The following is a 15293-nucleotide window of genomic DNA, read 5'->3' on the forward strand; positions in this document are numbered from 1 at the left end:
AAAATGAGTGACAAGAATTCGAACAAACTTGTAGTCATTGCGCTTGCTGTAACGTGCGCAACTGTTGTGGGCGGTATGTTTTATCAGTCTCACCAGACGCAAAAGAGAATGGATGAACTGGCGCAAACCGTGCAGTCAGCCACCTCTCCCGAGCGCTTGCAGGCCTCGATCGAGACCACCCTGGCGGATATCCGTACCCGCGAAGCCGATCAGGCGCGCCAGCAGATGTTTGAGGGCTATCAGGCGGCGTCTGACAGCCTGGAAGGGCGCAAGGCAGGCCAGCATATCTATGGCAGCACCAAGGCTCGTTTTACGCTGGTTGAATTCGCTGACACGCAGTGCGGCTACTGCAAGCGCTTTCATGAAACGCCCAAGCAGATCGTGGACGCCTCGGGTGGTACGGTGAACTGGGAATACAAGAACATGCCTATCCTCTCATCCACCTCACAGGTGCAGGCCCATGCCCTGGAGTGTGTCTCCGAGGTAAAGGGCAATCAGGCGTTCTGGGTGATGCTGGATCAGCTCTACAAGCAGCCCGGGCAAGAGGTAGACCTCAATGGCCTGGCAACCAAACTGGGAGCAGGTCCACAGGCCTTCAAGCAGTGCATGACCGAGCGCCGGCACATGGACAAGCTCCAGCAGTCGGTGGCACTGGCCAAGAGCAACGGCGCCAATGGCACGCCTGCCACCTTTGTCGTGGATAACAAGACCGGGCAGCGCATCCTGTTGGGTGGGGCACAGCCCATGGAAGCCTTCCTGTCGGTGATGCGTCGTCTGCAGATGCAGGACGAGGAGGGGGGCAAGGATCCAAACGCGACGGGTGCAGTTCAGCCTGTGCCATCGGCCGGGTCAGCTGGCTGATTCTTGGGGGGCAGCCTAGTGGTGAGCCGACCTTAGCCGTCGGCTTCGCCTGCAACATGCCAGCGACACATTCTGTGGGTATTCACCAAGTCCAGAAGTCTCCGACTGGGTACGATCCTGTGTCGGAAGAACGTCTGCTTCTGTTCATGTTTGTGGACAAAGAACCGGCCCTGTAGAGCATCACAGTGCAAACAGCCATTGGCCAGATAAGATGCCTTGGCCTTGGCGCTATAACGAACACGGATAGGCCCGATCTGCACTGCGGCAGGATGTCGATAAAGCAGCTCGAGCAAAAGATCTTCCTGTCCAGCCAGCTCCTCAAGGCTGACTATGCATGGCCTTGCGTTGTCTGAACGAGGTACAAGCTGAAAGTAGCTGACCACGCCCGTCCATTTGCCGCAGCGCCAGCATTGGTCTCGCCCTCCAAAGACTTCGACATTGACCTCGGCACCTGGTCTTAGAAGGCCATACCAAAATCTTTTCGTAAACGCAGCCTCAATGACCTGCTCAATGGGCAGCTGCTCTTCCCAGTCCTCTCTCCGGCTACGTCTGCGCTGGCCATATCGCGTGGATTGATCGTGCGCCAGCAAGGCCAAGAAATTACCATCCGCCAGCTCGTCCACGCATACAGCCGGAAACGCTTTCGAAATGGGAAAGTTTGCCTGATGCATCAGCCACAGGCCACGTACATCGGACTCAAGATAGCGCTGTTGTCGGTATAGGCTCGTCTCGTCAACTTGGGAAGACCACTGCACCTCTACAGCCACCCTTCGTGTACCTTTTGTTGCCAGTACATCAGCGACCCAAGGTTCTCCGCTGGGCGTCTCGCCATCTACTTCTGTAGCAGCAGTCCATCCATGTTTTCGGATGAGCTTAACAACAAGCGCCTTGAGCCGCAGGTGTTGCTCGGATTCGGGAGCTGAGGTGCAGTCGCCCTGTTTCTTGTGCGCAAAGAACTGAGTGCCACGTCTGGATGTTTTAAGTATGGCGTCAGCACCGCAACAGGGCATGACCAGCCTGGCCGCCTTGGTTGTGGCTTTTAGCATCGCCCACTCTACTGGGCTCAGATCGAACGCCTGTATGCTTTCGCCCGACTGATTGAGAGCTCTGAGTGGCATGATTAGAGATTGATTAATTGAGCATGATGCCTATTCTGCTCCTCTGATCACGACATATGTTCCTGCGATCAGGCCCAGTAGGCCACCCGTGAGTCCAGCGTTCTGCCAGGTCGCCAGAGAGCCTTCGACAGGATAGACATTGGAGACGACAAGGCCGATAAGGCCGAGCGCTGTAGCAAGCACAGCCGCAAAGCCGAGTACGAAACGGATATTGCCTGCAACCTCGACCCGACGTTCAAGCTCAAGACAGCGAGCCACCTCCTCAGCTGTAGCAGCATCAGCCGCCCACTTGGCGCGAAGCGCCTTAAGCTCCCGGTTCATGATGGCTCCCCTAAGCCTGAAGTCTACCAATCGTATAGTGGAAGATCGGGGTGAACTACACCTGCCGGCTCCAGCATAACCCACATGGGAAAATTGCGATCCTGAAGCCAGTGCCTAAGATCAATTAGGCAACGAGGGATCTCTTTCTCAAGGTCAACATCCCCAAGCTCCAGAATCATGCCCGATTGATAGGTTGCACATAGGCACCAAGGGTTATCATCACCCTCGCTCAAGAGACGGCTGGCTGTGACATCATCCAGATGATGATTTGAGATGACAGGCATGGAAATGATATCCAGCGAACGGTCAGTAGTGCTCATTTGTACTCCTTTAGGTCTTAACATCCTTGATATCGAGGATGTATAGGATGCGCATCTCTGATTGGCGCATCTTCTTTTTTCCCACGACTTTTCCATTATGCAAGGGCGAGCCGTCTATGAAGGGAACGAGGCGGCATTTGCATAAAGCACTGATGTTTCTCGTCGCGGTTATGCCACTAGAGGCACAGGACGGTTGGCACTGTGTATTAAGCAGACAGGCCAGGAGAGCCATGCCTAGAGCGGCGCTGCTGGTACACGTTGTCTTGTTGGCAAGGGACTTAAATCAGGCAGCGCCGAGTTCAGTGGCGCGGTGAACGACAGACTTACTATACCGTTCTCGGCATACACCGAGACCTGGCATTCCTTGCCTCATGAAACACATCTTTTGTGGTATCCACATGATGGTGACAGGTCTATACTTCATTTGACGATATATTTACGTCATCTGACGAAGATGAGATCAATCACTATGAACATCACTACCACCGAGCGGCGTCTGCCTAAAAAGACAGAAGTTTCGTCCGCCATGTTTTGGGATTTCAGTCTTCAGCGTGATTCTCTGAATGAATCCGAACGGCTTGTTCAAATCAAGGCAGGCTTTCCTGCGGTGCTTGGCCGAGCCATGAGCCAGACCTTTGGTGTTTCAGAGGAAATCATTGCAGGTGTGCTGGGCCTTTCGCTTTCTACATTTGAGCGACGAATGCGTGAAAAAAAGCCTCTTGATACGGTAGCGTCGGAGCGGCTGGATCGAATAGCGGCTATTTCCCACCAGGCCGAAGAGATCTTTGGCAGCAGAGAGGTGGCTGCGCAGTGGATGGCACGGCCCAACCAGGCGCTTGGTAATGCAACGCCAATTGTGCTTTGCGAGACGGAAATTGGTGCCATGCAGGTTCGTCGTGTGCTAAATGCCCTTGAGTGGGGCGGTGTGGCCTGATGCGTGCGTGGAGGGTAGCAAAAGAAAGACGTGCAACGGACCTAACAGGAATGGGGGCAGCTATTGCCGGTGGCAGATGGAACCACCCGCGTACCCCTGCCGTGTATATGGGGCTTACACCGGCCATTTGTAGCCTGGAAACGTTTGTTCATACCAATGGCGAGCCTGTAGAAGGGATGAAAATCACGGAGTTTGAGCTGCCTGAAGACAAAGGTCTGTATCTTGAACTTGAGAACGAACTACTGCCCACTGGCTGGAATAGCATCCCCTATGATCGCCCCAGCATGGACTTTGGTACTCGCTGGCTGCAAAGCCGCTCACACCTGGGATTGATTGTTCCTTCGGCTATCTTGCCGTTGGAGCGTAACGTGGTGATAAATCCATTTCACCCAGAGGCACGCCTAATCAAAGTATTAGAAGTCTATAACTTCACCTTTGACCCTCGTATGTTCGAGAGGCCAAGAGCGCCTCAATAGCTTTGTTAAGCGATGCCTGAAGCAGTTGTATAGGCAGCTAACCTGCTTGGCTGTGTACGGAAGGCCTTAACGACTAGACTCCCAATACGCCTATTGCTGTAGCCGACATGCAGGGTGGGCGTTAGCTTATTGCCAGGTGCATTTTCCGCTTTCATCTGGATAGGTCTGCTTTGACAGATCAATAGTTTTCCCTGTGCGCTCGCTCGTATAGTTAAAGCTGTAGATCAAGGCACCCTGGGTAACCTGGCCGGTAATGGTGCCGTTCAAAATCTCAAGCCAGGTATGTTGAAATTTCCAGGGACGATCTTCAACTTGACCTTCGCGCCCGTTATCCATCAATGGGATCTACTAAGAATTTTTGTAACCGATGAGCCGATTAAATTGTATAATCGGCTCATCTAAAGAGCCGATTGAGTAGTGTATTTGGCTCGTTGTACCGAGGCACCTATATGCAATCCCTGAACTGGATCTGGCAGCAACCGGAGTGGCCAGCTTTTACCTGGCAGGAAAACGATCTGGTTCAGCTTTTACGAGCCTGCAACCAGGCGCAAGGACGATTGCTTGGTATGTCCTCTACAGTCGAAGACTACACCGGGCTTCAAAACAATCTGGATACCTTACTGCACAATATCGTGACTTCTTCGGCGATAGAGGGGGAGCAAATCAATGTAGGCTCGGTACGCTCATCTCTTGCACGTCGCCTGGGCCTTGCCGATACCGGTAAACCCAGCTCACGCAGTGAAGGCCTGGCTGAGTTGTTGCTCGATGCCACGGGCAATAGGGCCCAGCCCCTTACACTGGCTCGACTGTACCAGTGGCACCGATGGCTTTTTCCCGAGGACGCGTTATGTTGGGGTGTACATATTCGTATTGGTGCACTACGTGGTGACGAACCGATGCAGGTGGTCTCGGGCCGGCTCGACCAGCCGACCGTGCATTTTGAAGCGCCGCCCCGGGCAGGTCTTGAACACCAGATGGACCTTTTTATTGACTGGTTCGAGCGTAGTCGTCAGGAGCCGGGCCTTGATCCGTTGCTGCGCGCTGGCATAGCCCATTTCTGGTTTGTAACCCTGCATTCCTTCGACGATGGCAATGGCCGGCTTACCCGTGCGCTTACCGATCTGGCGCTTGCCCAGGGTGAGCAGCAGTCAATCCGTTTATACACCATGTCGGCAAGCATTCTTGATAACCGTAATGAGTACTACAGGATCCTTGAATCAAGCCAGAAGGGTACGCTGGACATCACCGCTTGGCTGAAATGGTTCCTGCGAACTCTCCTGCAAAGCCTGGAACAGGCAATGGCGCGCATTGATCGTGTGCTGGCAAAGGCCCGGTTCTGGCACAGCCACCGCACCGATGAACTATCGACCGAGCAGATAAAGGTGCTTAATCGGTTGCTTGATGGTGGTACGCGTGGATTCGAGGAGGGCATTAGTGCGGCTCAATACAAGGCCGTGGCGCAGGTCTCCAAGGCTACGGCCACGCGCCACTTGAGCGATCTCCTGAGCAAGGGCTGTATTGTTCGTTTGCCTGGCGGCGGGCGCAGCACGCGCTATGTGATTGCTCCAGTAAACGCTGTTCTGCCCAGTCAGCCCGATAGCTGATCATCCTCTGGTTAAAAGACTGACCTCAATTAGCGTTATGATTTTCTGACCTAAGCTTGTCCCTGTCTGGTCAGCGGTATTTTCGAATGCAGACAGCAGGTACGTTTCTGGCCGTCACTACTCCATTTCATCCTGATGAGCCAACCTGAAATTGATAAGAGCGTTCTTCGGTAGCTCAGTCAAGCCATCCCTGTAATAGCGCACAACTTATGCTTTATGCGCTTTGCTAGTGCATACGATGCGTTACATCGATGTACTCAAGTATCCGCTACGCGCTAGGTAGCACTGCATCCATGCTGCTTTAAGTTACCTCATGAACACTGGCACAAAGCCTGCTATGTAGAAATTCAAACTTGTATACAAGAACGAATTCAATGAGTGCATATGCTATTAGCCAGCTGACTCGGCGTTACTTAACGGGTGAGACAACCCCTAGTCAAACCGTACGCGCCTTATCTGCTGCAATCCTGGCGGGAGAGCGACCAGAGACATGGATCTATCGCGTCTCGCCCGAGCAGCTCCTGGCACGAGCCTGTGAGCTTGAGCAACAGGCAAGTCGGTTGGGAGAAGCACTTTGGGAAACGCTGCCCCTTTACGGCATCCCCTTTGCGGTAAAAGACAATATTGACGTAGCAGGGCTTCCCACCACGGCCGCCTGTCCCGAGTTCAGCTATGAGGCCCAGAACAATGCCTCTGTCGTGCAGCGTCTGTTAGATGCAGGCGCCATCCTGGTAGGCAAGACCAACCTTGACCAGTTCGCGACAGGCCTGGTGGGCGTCCGTTCGCCCTATGGCATTGTTCGCAACGCAGTTGATGAAGATTATGTATCCGGTGGGTCCAGCTCGGGCTCGGCTGTAGCCGTTGCGCTGGGATACGTCGCGTTTGCCCTGGGGACTGACACGGCTGGCTCTGGACGAGTACCGGCAGGATTCAATGCAATAGTAGGCCTCAAGCCAAGCCTTGGGTTGCTCAGTAGCCGAGGACTGGTACCTGCCTGCCGCAGCATCGATAGTATTTCAATTTTTGCTGCCGATGCGGCCAGTGCCTGGCAGGTCGCGAGGATAGTTGCTCATTATGATCCTGAGGATGCCTTCTCTCGATCAGTGCCGATGCGGCCCATCCAGCGTCGGCAGCGCAGGGTCGCCGTGCCGGACGATCTTGAGTTCTTTGGTGATAACCAGGCGGCAGAAGCCTTTGCCCAGAGTCTTGAGCGGTTGCGCCAGGACCCAAGTGTTACGCTGTCTACGGTTCCTTTCGATGTGTTTACAGAGGCTGCAGCGCTGCTCTACCAAGGGCCTTGGGTCGCCGAAAGGCGCGCTGCGGTAGGGCAGTTGTACACAGATCAGCCAGACGTCATTCATCCTGTGGTAAGAGCCATATTGGCTGAAGCGGGCCGTTATTCGGCTGTTGATACCTTTAACGCTCTGTATCGTTTGAAAGAGTTAACACGCCAGGCTAAACAACTTTTGGCCGGCATTGATCTACTGCTTGTTCCTACGGCGCCCTGCTTGCCGACCATAGAACAGGTCTTGGCTGATCCATTCCAGAGCAATACCCGCCTGGGTTATTACACCAACTTCGTTAATCTCATGGACATGGCGGCCTTTGCCTTACCCGCTGTGCCTAGGCAGGACGGCTTGCCCGCCGGGATTACATTGATTGGTCCGGCAGGCTCCGATCATTACCTGGCCGAAACGGCCGCAAGCTGGCAGCCCCTCTTTGGTGGTGAAAATCAGAGCGATGAAATAGCCCTGGCCCCTCTGGACAGTACCGAGCCCAGCATTGACGTTGCGGTAGTCGGTGCTCACCTCTGGGGACAGCCGCTTAATTGGCAACTGCTTGAAAGCGGGGCGCGGCGTGTGGCGTGTACCACGACCAGTGTGGATTATCGTCTCTATGCACTAGCCAATACCGAGCCGGCCAAGCCCGGCCTTGTCAGAGTCACCGAGCAAGGCGTCGCCATTGAGCTTGAGGTGTGGGTCATGCCGCTACGCCATTTCGGCGCCTTTGTCGCCGCCATTCCTGCTCCACTAGGCATCGGCTCGGTAGAACTGGTGGACGGGCGCTGGGTGAAAGGCTTTATCTGCGAGCCAGTAGGCTTGGTCGGCGCAGAAGATATCTCCCGATTCAACGGCTGGCGCGCGTACCGCGCATCGCTTTGATCTCTTTCTATTAAGGATACCGCCATGAACTCATTTGACCGTCGGGACTTCATCAAGCTGGCCGGACTGATCGGTCTTAGTGCCGCGCTGCCCCTCAGCTTGGCCCGGGCCGCAGACAAGCCACTGATTGTTGGCTTCATCTACGTGGGTGCCCGGGACGATTTCGGTTACAACCAGGCGCATGCCCAGGCCGCAGCCATCATCAAGACGCTGCCCAACGTGAAGGTGATCGAAGAGGAGAACGTACCTGAGACCGTCGCGGTACAAAAATCGATGGAGGCAATGATTCGCCAGGACGGTGCCACGCTGATTTTTCCTACCTCCTTTGGCTATTTCGATCCGCATGTCGTCAAGGTCGCCAAGAAGTACCCAGATGTCCGGTTCGCCCATTGCGGCGGGCTCTGGCAGGAAGGCAAGGATCCGGTGAATGCTGGCAGCTTCTTCGGCTATATCGATGAAGGCCAATACCTGAACGGCGTTGTGTCGGGCCATATGAGCCAGTCTAAGAAGCTTGGCTTTGTTGCAGCCAAACCAGTGCCTCAGGTGTTGCGTAACCTTAATGCCTTTACCTTGGGCGCGCGCTCGGTGGACCCAAGCATTACGGTGACGGTGATCTTTACTGGTGATTGGTCGCTACCGGTCAAGGAAGCCGAGGCGACCAACAGTCTTATCGACCAAGGATGCGATGTACTGACCTGTCACGTGGACGGACCCAAGGTCATTGTGGAAACCGCTGAAAAGCGTGGCGCAATGACCTGCGGCTATCATGCCAGTCAGGCAGCCCTGGCGCCGAAGGGCTACCTCACCGGTGCCGAATGGAACTGGGAAACACCTTACCGCGCCCATGTCGAGGCGGCGCAAAGCGGCAAGTCGATGATCAACTTCATGCGCGGCGGCCTCAAGGAAGGCTTCGTAAAGACCTCAGCGTACGGTCCCAAGGTGAGCGAAGCAGCCAAACAGCAAGCCGATGCCATCAAGGCGCAAATGCTCGAAGGAGGATTTGTAATCTTTAAGGGTCCCATCAAGGACAACAGGGGCAACGTCGTGATTGCGGACGGTACCAGTCAACCTCAGACCGATGTCGTGCTCGAGCGCATGAGTTATCTGGTCGAAGGCGTCCAGGGTCAGATCTGAGGCTTGTTATATGAGTAGCCTTGATAACAAGTTACGAAGCCTGGCGGCCAAGGCACTGCCAGGCCTGCCCACGCTGCTTGCTGTACTGGCGTCTTGTGTGCTGTTCCTGTTGTTTCTCGCCGTGCAGAACAAGCCGGCGCTGGAGGCGGGTGCCCTGGTGATTGAAGGCGCGTTCGGCTCTGCCTTCGCCTGGGAAAATACACTCCAGCGAGCTGCGCCCCTGATGCTGACCGCGCTTTGCGTCGCACTGCCGGCCCGGGCCGGGCTGATCATCATCGGCGGGGAAGGGGCGCTGGTACTTGGTGGCCTGGCCGCTGCGGTACTACCGCTGTGGCTGCCGGCGCTGCCCTCCATGCTGATGCTAGCGCTGATGGGGCTGGCGGCCATGCTGGTGGGCGGCCTGTGGATCGGTCTCTCCGGCTGGATGCGTCAGAAGCGTGGTCTCAACGAGACGATTGGCAGCCTGCTGCTTTCCTATATCGGCATTGCACTGTTCCGGCAGTTGGTCGAAGGACCGTTGCGCGATCCGGCCAGTCTGAACAAGCCCTCGACCGTACCGCTCGATGACACTTATCTCATCGGCACCGTCAGCGACGCCTTCGCGGTGCATTGGGGGCTTGTGGCGGGTGTTATCGCCTGCCTGTTGGCTTACATCCTGTTGCGCCACAGCGTCAGCGGATTTTCATTAGGCATCGTGGGCGGCAATGTTCGAACTGCTCGTATGCTTGGCCTGTCGGTTGACCGTCTGGTCTTGATGACCTGCCTGCTGGGTGGTGCGGCCGCGGGTCTGGCAGGTATGTTCGAGGTTGCGGCCGTACAGGGTAGCGCGAACGCCGCGCTGATCGCCGGTTATGGCACTAGTGGCATCCTGGTTGCCTTTGCCGCCCGGCATAACCCAGTTGCGATCATCGTGTGCGCAACACTGTTGGGTGGTGTGGAAGCGAGCGGCAGCCTGCTACAGCGCCGCCTGGATCTGCCCGATGCGACCACGCTGATTCTCGAGGGCATTCTGTTTACTAACTTGCTGGCCTGGGAAGCCTTGAGCAAACGCATCACGGGTTGGCGCCTGCGACTGCTTGAGAAATCGGCGTCCTCGGCCGCAGGAGTGCCCAGCCATGGCTAATATTGATTGGCTGACATTCTTTCTGGCTCTGCTGGCAGGTGCCGTCCGGGTAGGAACGCCCTTTCTGTTCGTCAGCCTAGGTGAATGCCTGACCGAAAAGGGTGGGCGTATCAACCTGGGTCTGGAAGGGATTCTGGTGGCCGGCGCCATGACTGGTTATGCCGTGTCCTATCTCTCTGGCTCACCCTGGCTGGGCGTACTGGCAGCCGGCAGTACCGGTCTGGCCCTGGGACTCCTGCACGGCATCGTCTGCTCGCTGCCCAAAGTCAACGATATCGCCTTTGGTATCGCCCTCATTCTGCTCGGAACGGGCCTTGCCTTCTTTCTTGGCAAAGCCTTCATCCAACCGCAAGCGCCCATGCTGCCTTCGTTTTCGCTGGGGCAGTGGAGTGCCGATGAACGGGTGCGCTCGACGCTCAATATCAACGTGCTGTTTTTCTTGGGCGTTGCCCTCGCCATCTTGCTGCACTGGGGGCTGCGCAGTACACGCTGGGGCCTGATGCTGCGCCTGGTCGGTGATCATGTAGAGTCGGCCCAAGCACTTGGCTACCGCCCAATCAAGGTACGCATCTGGGCAACGTCCATAGGCGGCTTTCTTGCGGGCGTCGGCGGGGCCTATCTGTCACTGTACTACCCGGGAAGCTGGAACGAGGGGCTCTCTAGTGGCCAGGGGTTAATGGCCGTTGCCCTGGTGATCTTTGCCCGCTGGCAACCCCTGAACTGCCTGTGGGCCTCGTTGCTATTTGGTGCTGCCGGCGCCATCGGCCCCGCCCTGCAGGCGGTGGGTATCAGTACAGGGTATTACCTGTTTGCCGCCGCACCTTATGCCCTGACGCTGCTAGTGATGTTTATCACCTGCCAACCTAACCGCACCCTGACTGGCGCCCCTGGCGAACTCAGTCTCACCCGATAGAGGTTAATACTCATGTCCAGTGGACTTGGTGGTTTGAATAAGTCGCCTAATGGCGTCGTGATCGGTCTGGCTCAACTGTCGCTGCCGGATCCTCATACCCGTGAAGCGCTGTGGACGCAGACCCAAAGGGTCGTGGAAATGGTCGGTAAAGCCCGGCGCGGCATGCCTAGCATGGATCTGATCGTCTTCCCGGAGTATTCCCTGCACGGGCTGTCCATGGATACCTCGCCCGAAATCCTGTGCTCTCTAGATGGTCCGGAAGTGGCCGCGCTGCGCCAGGCCTGCGTAGACAATAGGATCTGGGGCTGCTTTTCCATCATGGAGGCCAATCCCAGGGGCAATCCGTTCAACAGTGGAATCATTGTCGACGACACCGGTGAGATCCGCCTGTATTACCGCAAGATGCATCCGTGGGTGCCGGTTGAACCCTGGGAGCCGGGCGACCAGGGAATTCCTGTCTGTGAAGGTCCCCGTGGCAGCAAACTGGCACTGATCATCTGTCACGACGGCATGTTCCCAGAAATGGCTCGCGAGTGCGCCTATAAGGGGGCCGAAATCATGATCCGGACTGCCGGTTATACCGCACCGATTCGGCATGCCTGGCAGATTACCAATCAGGCGAATGCCTTCTGCAACTTAATGCAAACCGCCAGTGTGTGCATGTGCGGCTCCGATGGCACATTCGATTCGATGGGCGAAGCCATGTTCGTCGATTTTGACGGCGGCATCATGAACCAGGGCGGTGGGCGCGCCGACGAGATCGTCTGCTGCGAAATGCGTCCGGACCTGGTGCGTGAAGCGCGCCTGCACTGGGGCGTGGAAAACAACATCTATCAGTTTGGCCACCGCGGCTATTCTGCCGTCAAGGGTGGCGCGCAGGATTGCCCCTATACCTATATGCATGACCTGGCGGCGGGCCGTTACCGGCTGCCCTGGGAGAGTGAAGTCATCCACACTGATGGGACCTCCTGCGGGCTTCCCGCCCCGGAACGCCTGTTTACCCCCTCTACCCAGGAATGATCCCATGAATCTACGTCATCTCGCCTCAGCGCCTTATCCCTGGCCCTATAACGGTCGGCTCGACCCGGCCAACACCGCCCTGGTGATCATCGACATGCAAACCGACTTCTGTGGTGTCGGCGGCTATGTCGATACCATGGGGTATGACCTTTCGCTGACCCGCGCACCGATTGAACCCATAAAGCGCGTCCTCGAGGTCATGCGGGCACAGGGATTTCCCATCATCCATACCCGCGAAGGCCACCGCCCCGATCTGGCCGATTTGCCCGCCAACAAGCGCTGGCGGTCGCAGCGTATCGGTGCCGGCATTGGCGATGACGGACCCTGTGGACGCATTCTGGTACGCGGCGAGCCGGGATGGGAGATCATTCCGGAGCTGGCACCGCTGCCAGGCGAGATCATCATCGATAAGCCCGGCAAAGGATCCTTCTATGCGACGGATCTTGAGCTCGTCTTGCGTAACCACGGAATCGACAACTTGGTTCTTACGGGGATCACGACCGATGTCTGTGTCCATACCACCATGCGCGAGGGTAACGACCGTGGCTTCGAGTGCATCCTCCTCGAGGACTGCTGCGGTGCAACGGATCACGGCAACCATTTGGCAGCGCTTAACATGATCAAGATGCAGGGCGGGGTCTTTGGCGCTGTCGGCAATTCGTCGATGCTACTCGATGTGCTGGGACGGGCCTGATCCATGCGTGCCCTGAGCATGGAAATTATCGGTGCCGGCAAATCCTTTGGCAGCTTGCGCGCCCTGGCGGACGTATCGCTTAAGGTCAGGGCGGGAAGCGTGCATGCCCTGCTGGGCGAAAACGGCGCCGGCAAGAGCACCCTGGTCAAGGGAATTGTCGGTTACGGTCCGCTCGATGAGGGCGCGATTGTCGTGAACGACCGAGAGCGGCAGATTCGCACGCCCATAGACTCCCATGCGCTGGGGATCGGGATGGTCTACCAGCACTTTACCGTGGCGCCGGGACTCAGCGTCGCGGAGAACCTGGTGCTGTCACGGAACGACCTGGGTTGGCGTATCGACTGGTCGCAGGAGCGTGAGCGGCTCGCGGTCTTCATGGCACGTATGCCGTTCCGGCTCGATCTGGACCGTCCCGTTAGCAGCCTGGCAGCCGGCGAAAAACAAAAGCTCGAAATTCTCAAGCAGCTGTATTTGGAACGGCACTTCATCATTCTCGATGAGCCGACATCAGTGCTGACGCCACAAGAGGCCGATGAGGTGCTGGGGCTCATGCATGACATGGCACACCGGGGCGAGATCTCGGTGTTGATGATTACCCATAAATTTCGTGAAGTAACCGCCTTTGCCGATGATGTGACGGTGCTGCGAAAAGGCCGCCTGGTCGGTAGCACCGCTGTTTCTGCGACGTCACCTGAGTCGCTGGCGATATGGATGATGGGTGAGGCGGATACCCGTACGGTTGCGCTTGAGCGACCTGCCGTAGCAAACAGCGCTCCGCGATTGGAGGTCCAAAAGCTCGAGGTGCCGGGTGACAAGGGTACACTTGCGGTCAGCGGGCTTTCGCTGGCCGTACGGCCGGGAGAAATCGTAGGAATCGCGGGGATTTCCGGCAATGGTCAACGTGAGCTTACTGAAGCCTTGCTCGGTCAGCGCAAGGCCAGCGGGGGTGAAGTCCGCGTAAACGGTAATCCCTATCGTGCTAGCCGCCGCGAGATGCAGCACATGCTCGTTTACAGTCTGCCGGAAGAGCCGCTGCGCAATGCGTGCATTGCCAACATGAGCGTTGCGGAGAATCTGGCCCTGCGCAACTTTGACCAGGCGCCACTGTGCCGTCAGGGCTGGCGCATCGACCGCCGAGCGATTCGTACACAGGCCAAGGCTCTTATCGAGCGCTTCCAGGTACGTCCAGCTGATCCCGAACGCCCCATCGGTACGCTTTCCGGTGGTAATGTTCAGCGCGCCGTACTCGCCCGCGAACTGACCGAGGGTGTATCGGTACTGATCGTATCTAATCCGGTTTTTGGGCTGGATTTCGCCTCGGCTGCCTTGATTCACAGACGGATCGTTGAGGCCCGAAATGCAGGCGCGGCGGTCCTGCTGCTAAGCGAGGACCTAGATGAACTACTTGAGCTGTCTGATCGCATCCTGGTGATGCACGACGGGCATATTGGGTTCGAGACCGATATAGCCCAGGCAGACAGGACCGTACTGGGACACTACATGGCCGGCGGCAATGCCCAGACGGAGGCTATATGATTCGGGTTACGGCTAATCCTAATGATTTCAGCTTCGAGCCGGCCAATACCGCGCTGGTCGTAATCGACATGCAGCGTGACTTCATCGAGCAGGGTGGTTTTGGTGCTGCGCTGGGCAATGACGTGACGCCACTAAAGGCGATCGTTCCGGCTGTTCGGCGCCTGCTCGAACTGGCTCGTCAACAGAGCATGTTGGTTATCCATACTCGGGAGTCACATCTTCCAGACTTGTCCGATTGCCCGGATGCCAAACACGCACACGGCCTGCCAGAATTGCGTATTGGCGATCCAGGTCCGATGGGGCGTATTTTGGTACGTGGCGAACCCGGAAACCAGATCATTGCCGATGTCGCACCGGCCGAAGGCGAGTGGGTGATCGATAAACCCGGCAAAGGCATGTTTTACGCGACCGGCCTGCATGAACGTCTTCAGGCACGTGGCATCAGCCATCTGCTATTTGCCGGTGTTACCACTGAAGTGTGCGTTCAAACCAGCATGCGTGAGGCCAATGACCGCGGGTATCGCTGCCTGTTGATTGAGGAGGCGACAGAAAGCTATTTCCCCGCATTCAAGCGATCCACGCTGGAAATGATTGTTGCTCAGGGGGGCATTGTCGGCCGTACTGCGTATCTGACGGCTCTGGAAGCCGCTCTGCAAAAGGATAGACCATGACTTCGATTTCCGTAATCAACCTCCCCAACGTAGTGGCTTCGGTGACGGCTGCCTTCGAAGACTATGAACGTGCGCTGGTCGCCAATGAGCTGGAAACGCTTGATGCATATTTTTGGGATGCCCCATATACGGTGCGCTTCGGCGTTGCCGAAAATCTCTATGGCAGTCAGGCTATTGCCGACTACCGGCGGGTCTGCCAACCGGTAGGGCCAGGCAGACGCTTGTATAATACTGTCATCACAACCTTTGGTGAGAACTGCGCTACGGTCAGCACCGAATTCAGTGATGGCGTCACCTTGCGTGTGGGGCGCCAGATGCAAACATGGATGCGGCTCGACGGAGCCTGGAAGGTCGTGGCAGCCCATGTCAGTATTGATCTTGGTACATTGGAATCCCGCGGATAGCT

Annotated in this window: 17 protein-coding genes; 13 read left to right on the top strand and 4 right to left on the bottom strand. The window is 56.7% G+C overall.

Annotated features, from left to right (window positions below):
- Positions 1-3 precede the first annotated feature (3 nt).
- A complete protein-coding gene (locus EAW52_RS24225; protein ID WP_122044409.1) occupies positions 4-861 on the top strand; it encodes a DsbA family protein in 858 nt (285 codons plus the stop codon).
- A gap of 32 nt (positions 862-893) precedes the next feature.
- Here EAW52_RS24225 and EAW52_RS24230 read toward each other — a convergent pair whose 3' ends face one another.
- Genes EAW52_RS24230 through EAW52_RS24240 form a run of 3 tightly spaced genes read right to left on the bottom strand, consistent with a single transcriptional unit; the run spans position 894 to position 2620 of the window.
- The gene (locus EAW52_RS24230) at positions 894-1979 is read right to left on the bottom strand and encodes a competence protein CoiA (protein WP_122044410.1); all 1086 of its coding nucleotides are present in this window, start codon (positions 1977-1979) and stop codon (positions 894-896) included.
- Positions 1980-2009: 30 nt separating this feature from the next.
- Entirely contained in the window at positions 2010-2300 is a 291-nt protein-coding gene (locus EAW52_RS24235; RefSeq protein WP_122044411.1) for a hypothetical protein, read from the bottom strand.
- A gap of 23 nt (positions 2301-2323) precedes the next feature.
- On the bottom strand, positions 2324-2620 hold the full coding sequence (locus EAW52_RS24240) for a hypothetical protein (RefSeq protein WP_122044412.1): 297 nt from the start codon (positions 2618-2620) through the stop codon (positions 2324-2326).
- Between the two features lie 469 nt (positions 2621-3089).
- Here EAW52_RS24240 and EAW52_RS24250 point away from each other — a divergent pair, with 469 nt between their 5' ends.
- Positions 3090-3554 (top strand): antitoxin Xre/MbcA/ParS toxin-binding domain-containing protein, encoded by a 465-nt coding sequence (locus EAW52_RS24250; RefSeq protein ID WP_122044414.1) that lies wholly within the window; start codon positions 3090-3092, stop codon positions 3552-3554.
- Positions 3554-4030 (top strand): RES family NAD+ phosphorylase, encoded by a 477-nt coding sequence (locus EAW52_RS24255; RefSeq protein WP_122044415.1) that lies wholly within the window; start codon positions 3554-3556, stop codon positions 4028-4030. The genes EAW52_RS24250 and EAW52_RS24255 overlap by 1 nt, the downstream gene beginning before the upstream one ends.
- 126 nt (positions 4031-4156) lie before the next feature.
- On the opposite strand, the gene EAW52_RS24260 is transcribed toward EAW52_RS24255, so the two are convergent.
- Positions 4157-4366, bottom strand: coding sequence for a hypothetical protein (locus EAW52_RS24260; protein ID WP_122044416.1), 210 nt, complete (start codon positions 4364-4366; stop codon positions 4157-4159).
- 113 nt (positions 4367-4479) lie between these two features.
- On the opposite strand from EAW52_RS24260, the gene EAW52_RS24265 reads away from it, so the two are divergent.
- The 10 genes from EAW52_RS24265 (at position 4480) to hpxZ (ending at position 15291) form a co-directional block, all read left to right on the top strand.
- Positions 4480-5634, top strand: a complete 1155-nt coding sequence (locus EAW52_RS24265; RefSeq protein ID WP_122044417.1) for a Fic family protein — start codon at positions 4480-4482, stop codon at positions 5632-5634.
- Positions 5635-6008: 374 nt separating this feature from the next.
- Positions 6009-7796 (top strand): allophanate hydrolase, encoded by a 1788-nt coding sequence (gene atzF / locus EAW52_RS24270; protein ID WP_122044418.1) that lies wholly within the window; start codon positions 6009-6011, stop codon positions 7794-7796.
- 24 nt (positions 7797-7820) lie between these two features.
- Entirely contained in the window at positions 7821-8930 is a 1110-nt protein-coding gene (locus EAW52_RS24275; protein WP_122044419.1) for a BMP family ABC transporter substrate-binding protein, read from the top strand.
- Positions 8931-8940: 10 nt separating this feature from the next.
- The gene (locus EAW52_RS24280) at positions 8941-10053 is read left to right on the top strand and encodes an ABC transporter permease (protein ID WP_122044420.1); all 1113 of its coding nucleotides are present in this window, start codon (positions 8941-8943) and stop codon (positions 10051-10053) included.
- Positions 10046-10966: an ABC transporter permease gene (locus EAW52_RS24285; protein ID WP_122044421.1), complete on the top strand. Its 921-nt coding sequence runs from the start codon at positions 10046-10048 to the stop codon at positions 10964-10966. Before EAW52_RS24280 ends, EAW52_RS24285 begins: the two co-directional genes overlap by 8 nt.
- A gap of 12 nt (positions 10967-10978) precedes the next feature.
- Positions 10979-11986, top strand: a complete 1008-nt coding sequence (locus EAW52_RS24290; RefSeq protein ID WP_122044422.1) for a formamidase — start codon at positions 10979-10981, stop codon at positions 11984-11986.
- A gap of 4 nt (positions 11987-11990) precedes the next feature.
- Positions 11991-12680, top strand: a complete 690-nt coding sequence (locus EAW52_RS24295) for a cysteine hydrolase family protein (RefSeq protein ID WP_074830085.1) — start codon at positions 11991-11993, stop codon at positions 12678-12680.
- A 3-nt stretch (positions 12681-12683) separates the two neighbouring features.
- A complete protein-coding gene (locus tag EAW52_RS24300; protein ID WP_122044423.1) occupies positions 12684-14216 on the top strand; it encodes an ABC transporter ATP-binding protein in 1533 nt (510 codons plus the stop codon).
- Positions 14213-14887: a cysteine hydrolase family protein gene (locus EAW52_RS24305; RefSeq protein WP_122044424.1), complete on the top strand. Its 675-nt coding sequence runs from the start codon at positions 14213-14215 to the stop codon at positions 14885-14887. The genes EAW52_RS24300 and EAW52_RS24305 overlap by 4 nt, the downstream gene beginning before the upstream one ends.
- Positions 14884-15291 (top strand): oxalurate catabolism protein HpxZ, encoded by a 408-nt coding sequence (gene hpxZ, locus EAW52_RS24310; RefSeq protein WP_122044425.1) that lies wholly within the window; start codon positions 14884-14886, stop codon positions 15289-15291. The genes EAW52_RS24305 and hpxZ overlap by 4 nt, the downstream gene beginning before the upstream one ends.
- Positions 15292-15293: the final 2 nt, after the last annotated feature.

The organism is Pseudomonas sp. LTJR-52 (genome assembly GCF_003691465.1).
Taxonomy (GTDB): domain Bacteria; phylum Pseudomonadota; class Gammaproteobacteria; order Pseudomonadales; family Pseudomonadaceae; genus Chryseomonas; species Chryseomonas luteola.

What these genes read in the sequence shown, in the direction of transcription:
- EAW52_RS24225 (WP_122044409.1), top strand. Translation starts at nt 4, where the DNA reads ATGAGTGACAAGAATTCGAACAAACTTGTAGTCATTGCGCTTGCTGTA.
- EAW52_RS24230 (WP_122044410.1), bottom strand. Translation starts at nt 1,979, where the DNA reads ATGCCACTCAGAGCTCTCAATCAGTCGGGCGAAAGCATACAGGCGTTC.
- EAW52_RS24235 (WP_122044411.1), bottom strand. Translation starts at nt 2,300, where the DNA reads ATGAACCGGGAGCTTAAGGCGCTTCGCGCCAAGTGGGCGGCTGATGCT.
- EAW52_RS24240 (WP_122044412.1), bottom strand. Translation starts at nt 2,620, where the DNA reads ATGAGCACTACTGACCGTTCGCTGGATATCATTTCCATGCCTGTCATC.
- EAW52_RS24250 (WP_122044414.1), top strand. Translation starts at nt 3,090, where the DNA reads ATGAACATCACTACCACCGAGCGGCGTCTGCCTAAAAAGACAGAAGTT.
- EAW52_RS24255 (WP_122044415.1), top strand. Translation starts at nt 3,554, where the DNA reads ATGCGTGCGTGGAGGGTAGCAAAAGAAAGACGTGCAACGGACCTAACA.
- EAW52_RS24260 (WP_122044416.1), bottom strand. Translation starts at nt 4,366, where the DNA reads ATGGATAACGGGCGCGAAGGTCAAGTTGAAGATCGTCCCTGGAAATTT.
- EAW52_RS24265 (WP_122044417.1), top strand. Translation starts at nt 4,480, where the DNA reads ATGCAATCCCTGAACTGGATCTGGCAGCAACCGGAGTGGCCAGCTTTT.
- atzF (WP_122044418.1), top strand. Translation starts at nt 6,009, where the DNA reads ATGAGTGCATATGCTATTAGCCAGCTGACTCGGCGTTACTTAACGGGT.
- EAW52_RS24275 (WP_122044419.1), top strand. Translation starts at nt 7,821, where the DNA reads ATGAACTCATTTGACCGTCGGGACTTCATCAAGCTGGCCGGACTGATC.
- EAW52_RS24280 (WP_122044420.1), top strand. Translation starts at nt 8,941, where the DNA reads ATGAGTAGCCTTGATAACAAGTTACGAAGCCTGGCGGCCAAGGCACTG.
- EAW52_RS24285 (WP_122044421.1), top strand. Translation starts at nt 10,046, where the DNA reads ATGGCTAATATTGATTGGCTGACATTCTTTCTGGCTCTGCTGGCAGGT.
- EAW52_RS24290 (WP_122044422.1), top strand. Translation starts at nt 10,979, where the DNA reads ATGTCCAGTGGACTTGGTGGTTTGAATAAGTCGCCTAATGGCGTCGTG.
- EAW52_RS24295 (WP_074830085.1), top strand. Translation starts at nt 11,991, where the DNA reads ATGAATCTACGTCATCTCGCCTCAGCGCCTTATCCCTGGCCCTATAAC.
- EAW52_RS24300 (WP_122044423.1), top strand. Translation starts at nt 12,684, where the DNA reads ATGCGTGCCCTGAGCATGGAAATTATCGGTGCCGGCAAATCCTTTGGC.
- EAW52_RS24305 (WP_122044424.1), top strand. Translation starts at nt 14,213, where the DNA reads ATGATTCGGGTTACGGCTAATCCTAATGATTTCAGCTTCGAGCCGGCC.
- hpxZ (WP_122044425.1), top strand. Translation starts at nt 14,884, where the DNA reads ATGACTTCGATTTCCGTAATCAACCTCCCCAACGTAGTGGCTTCGGTG.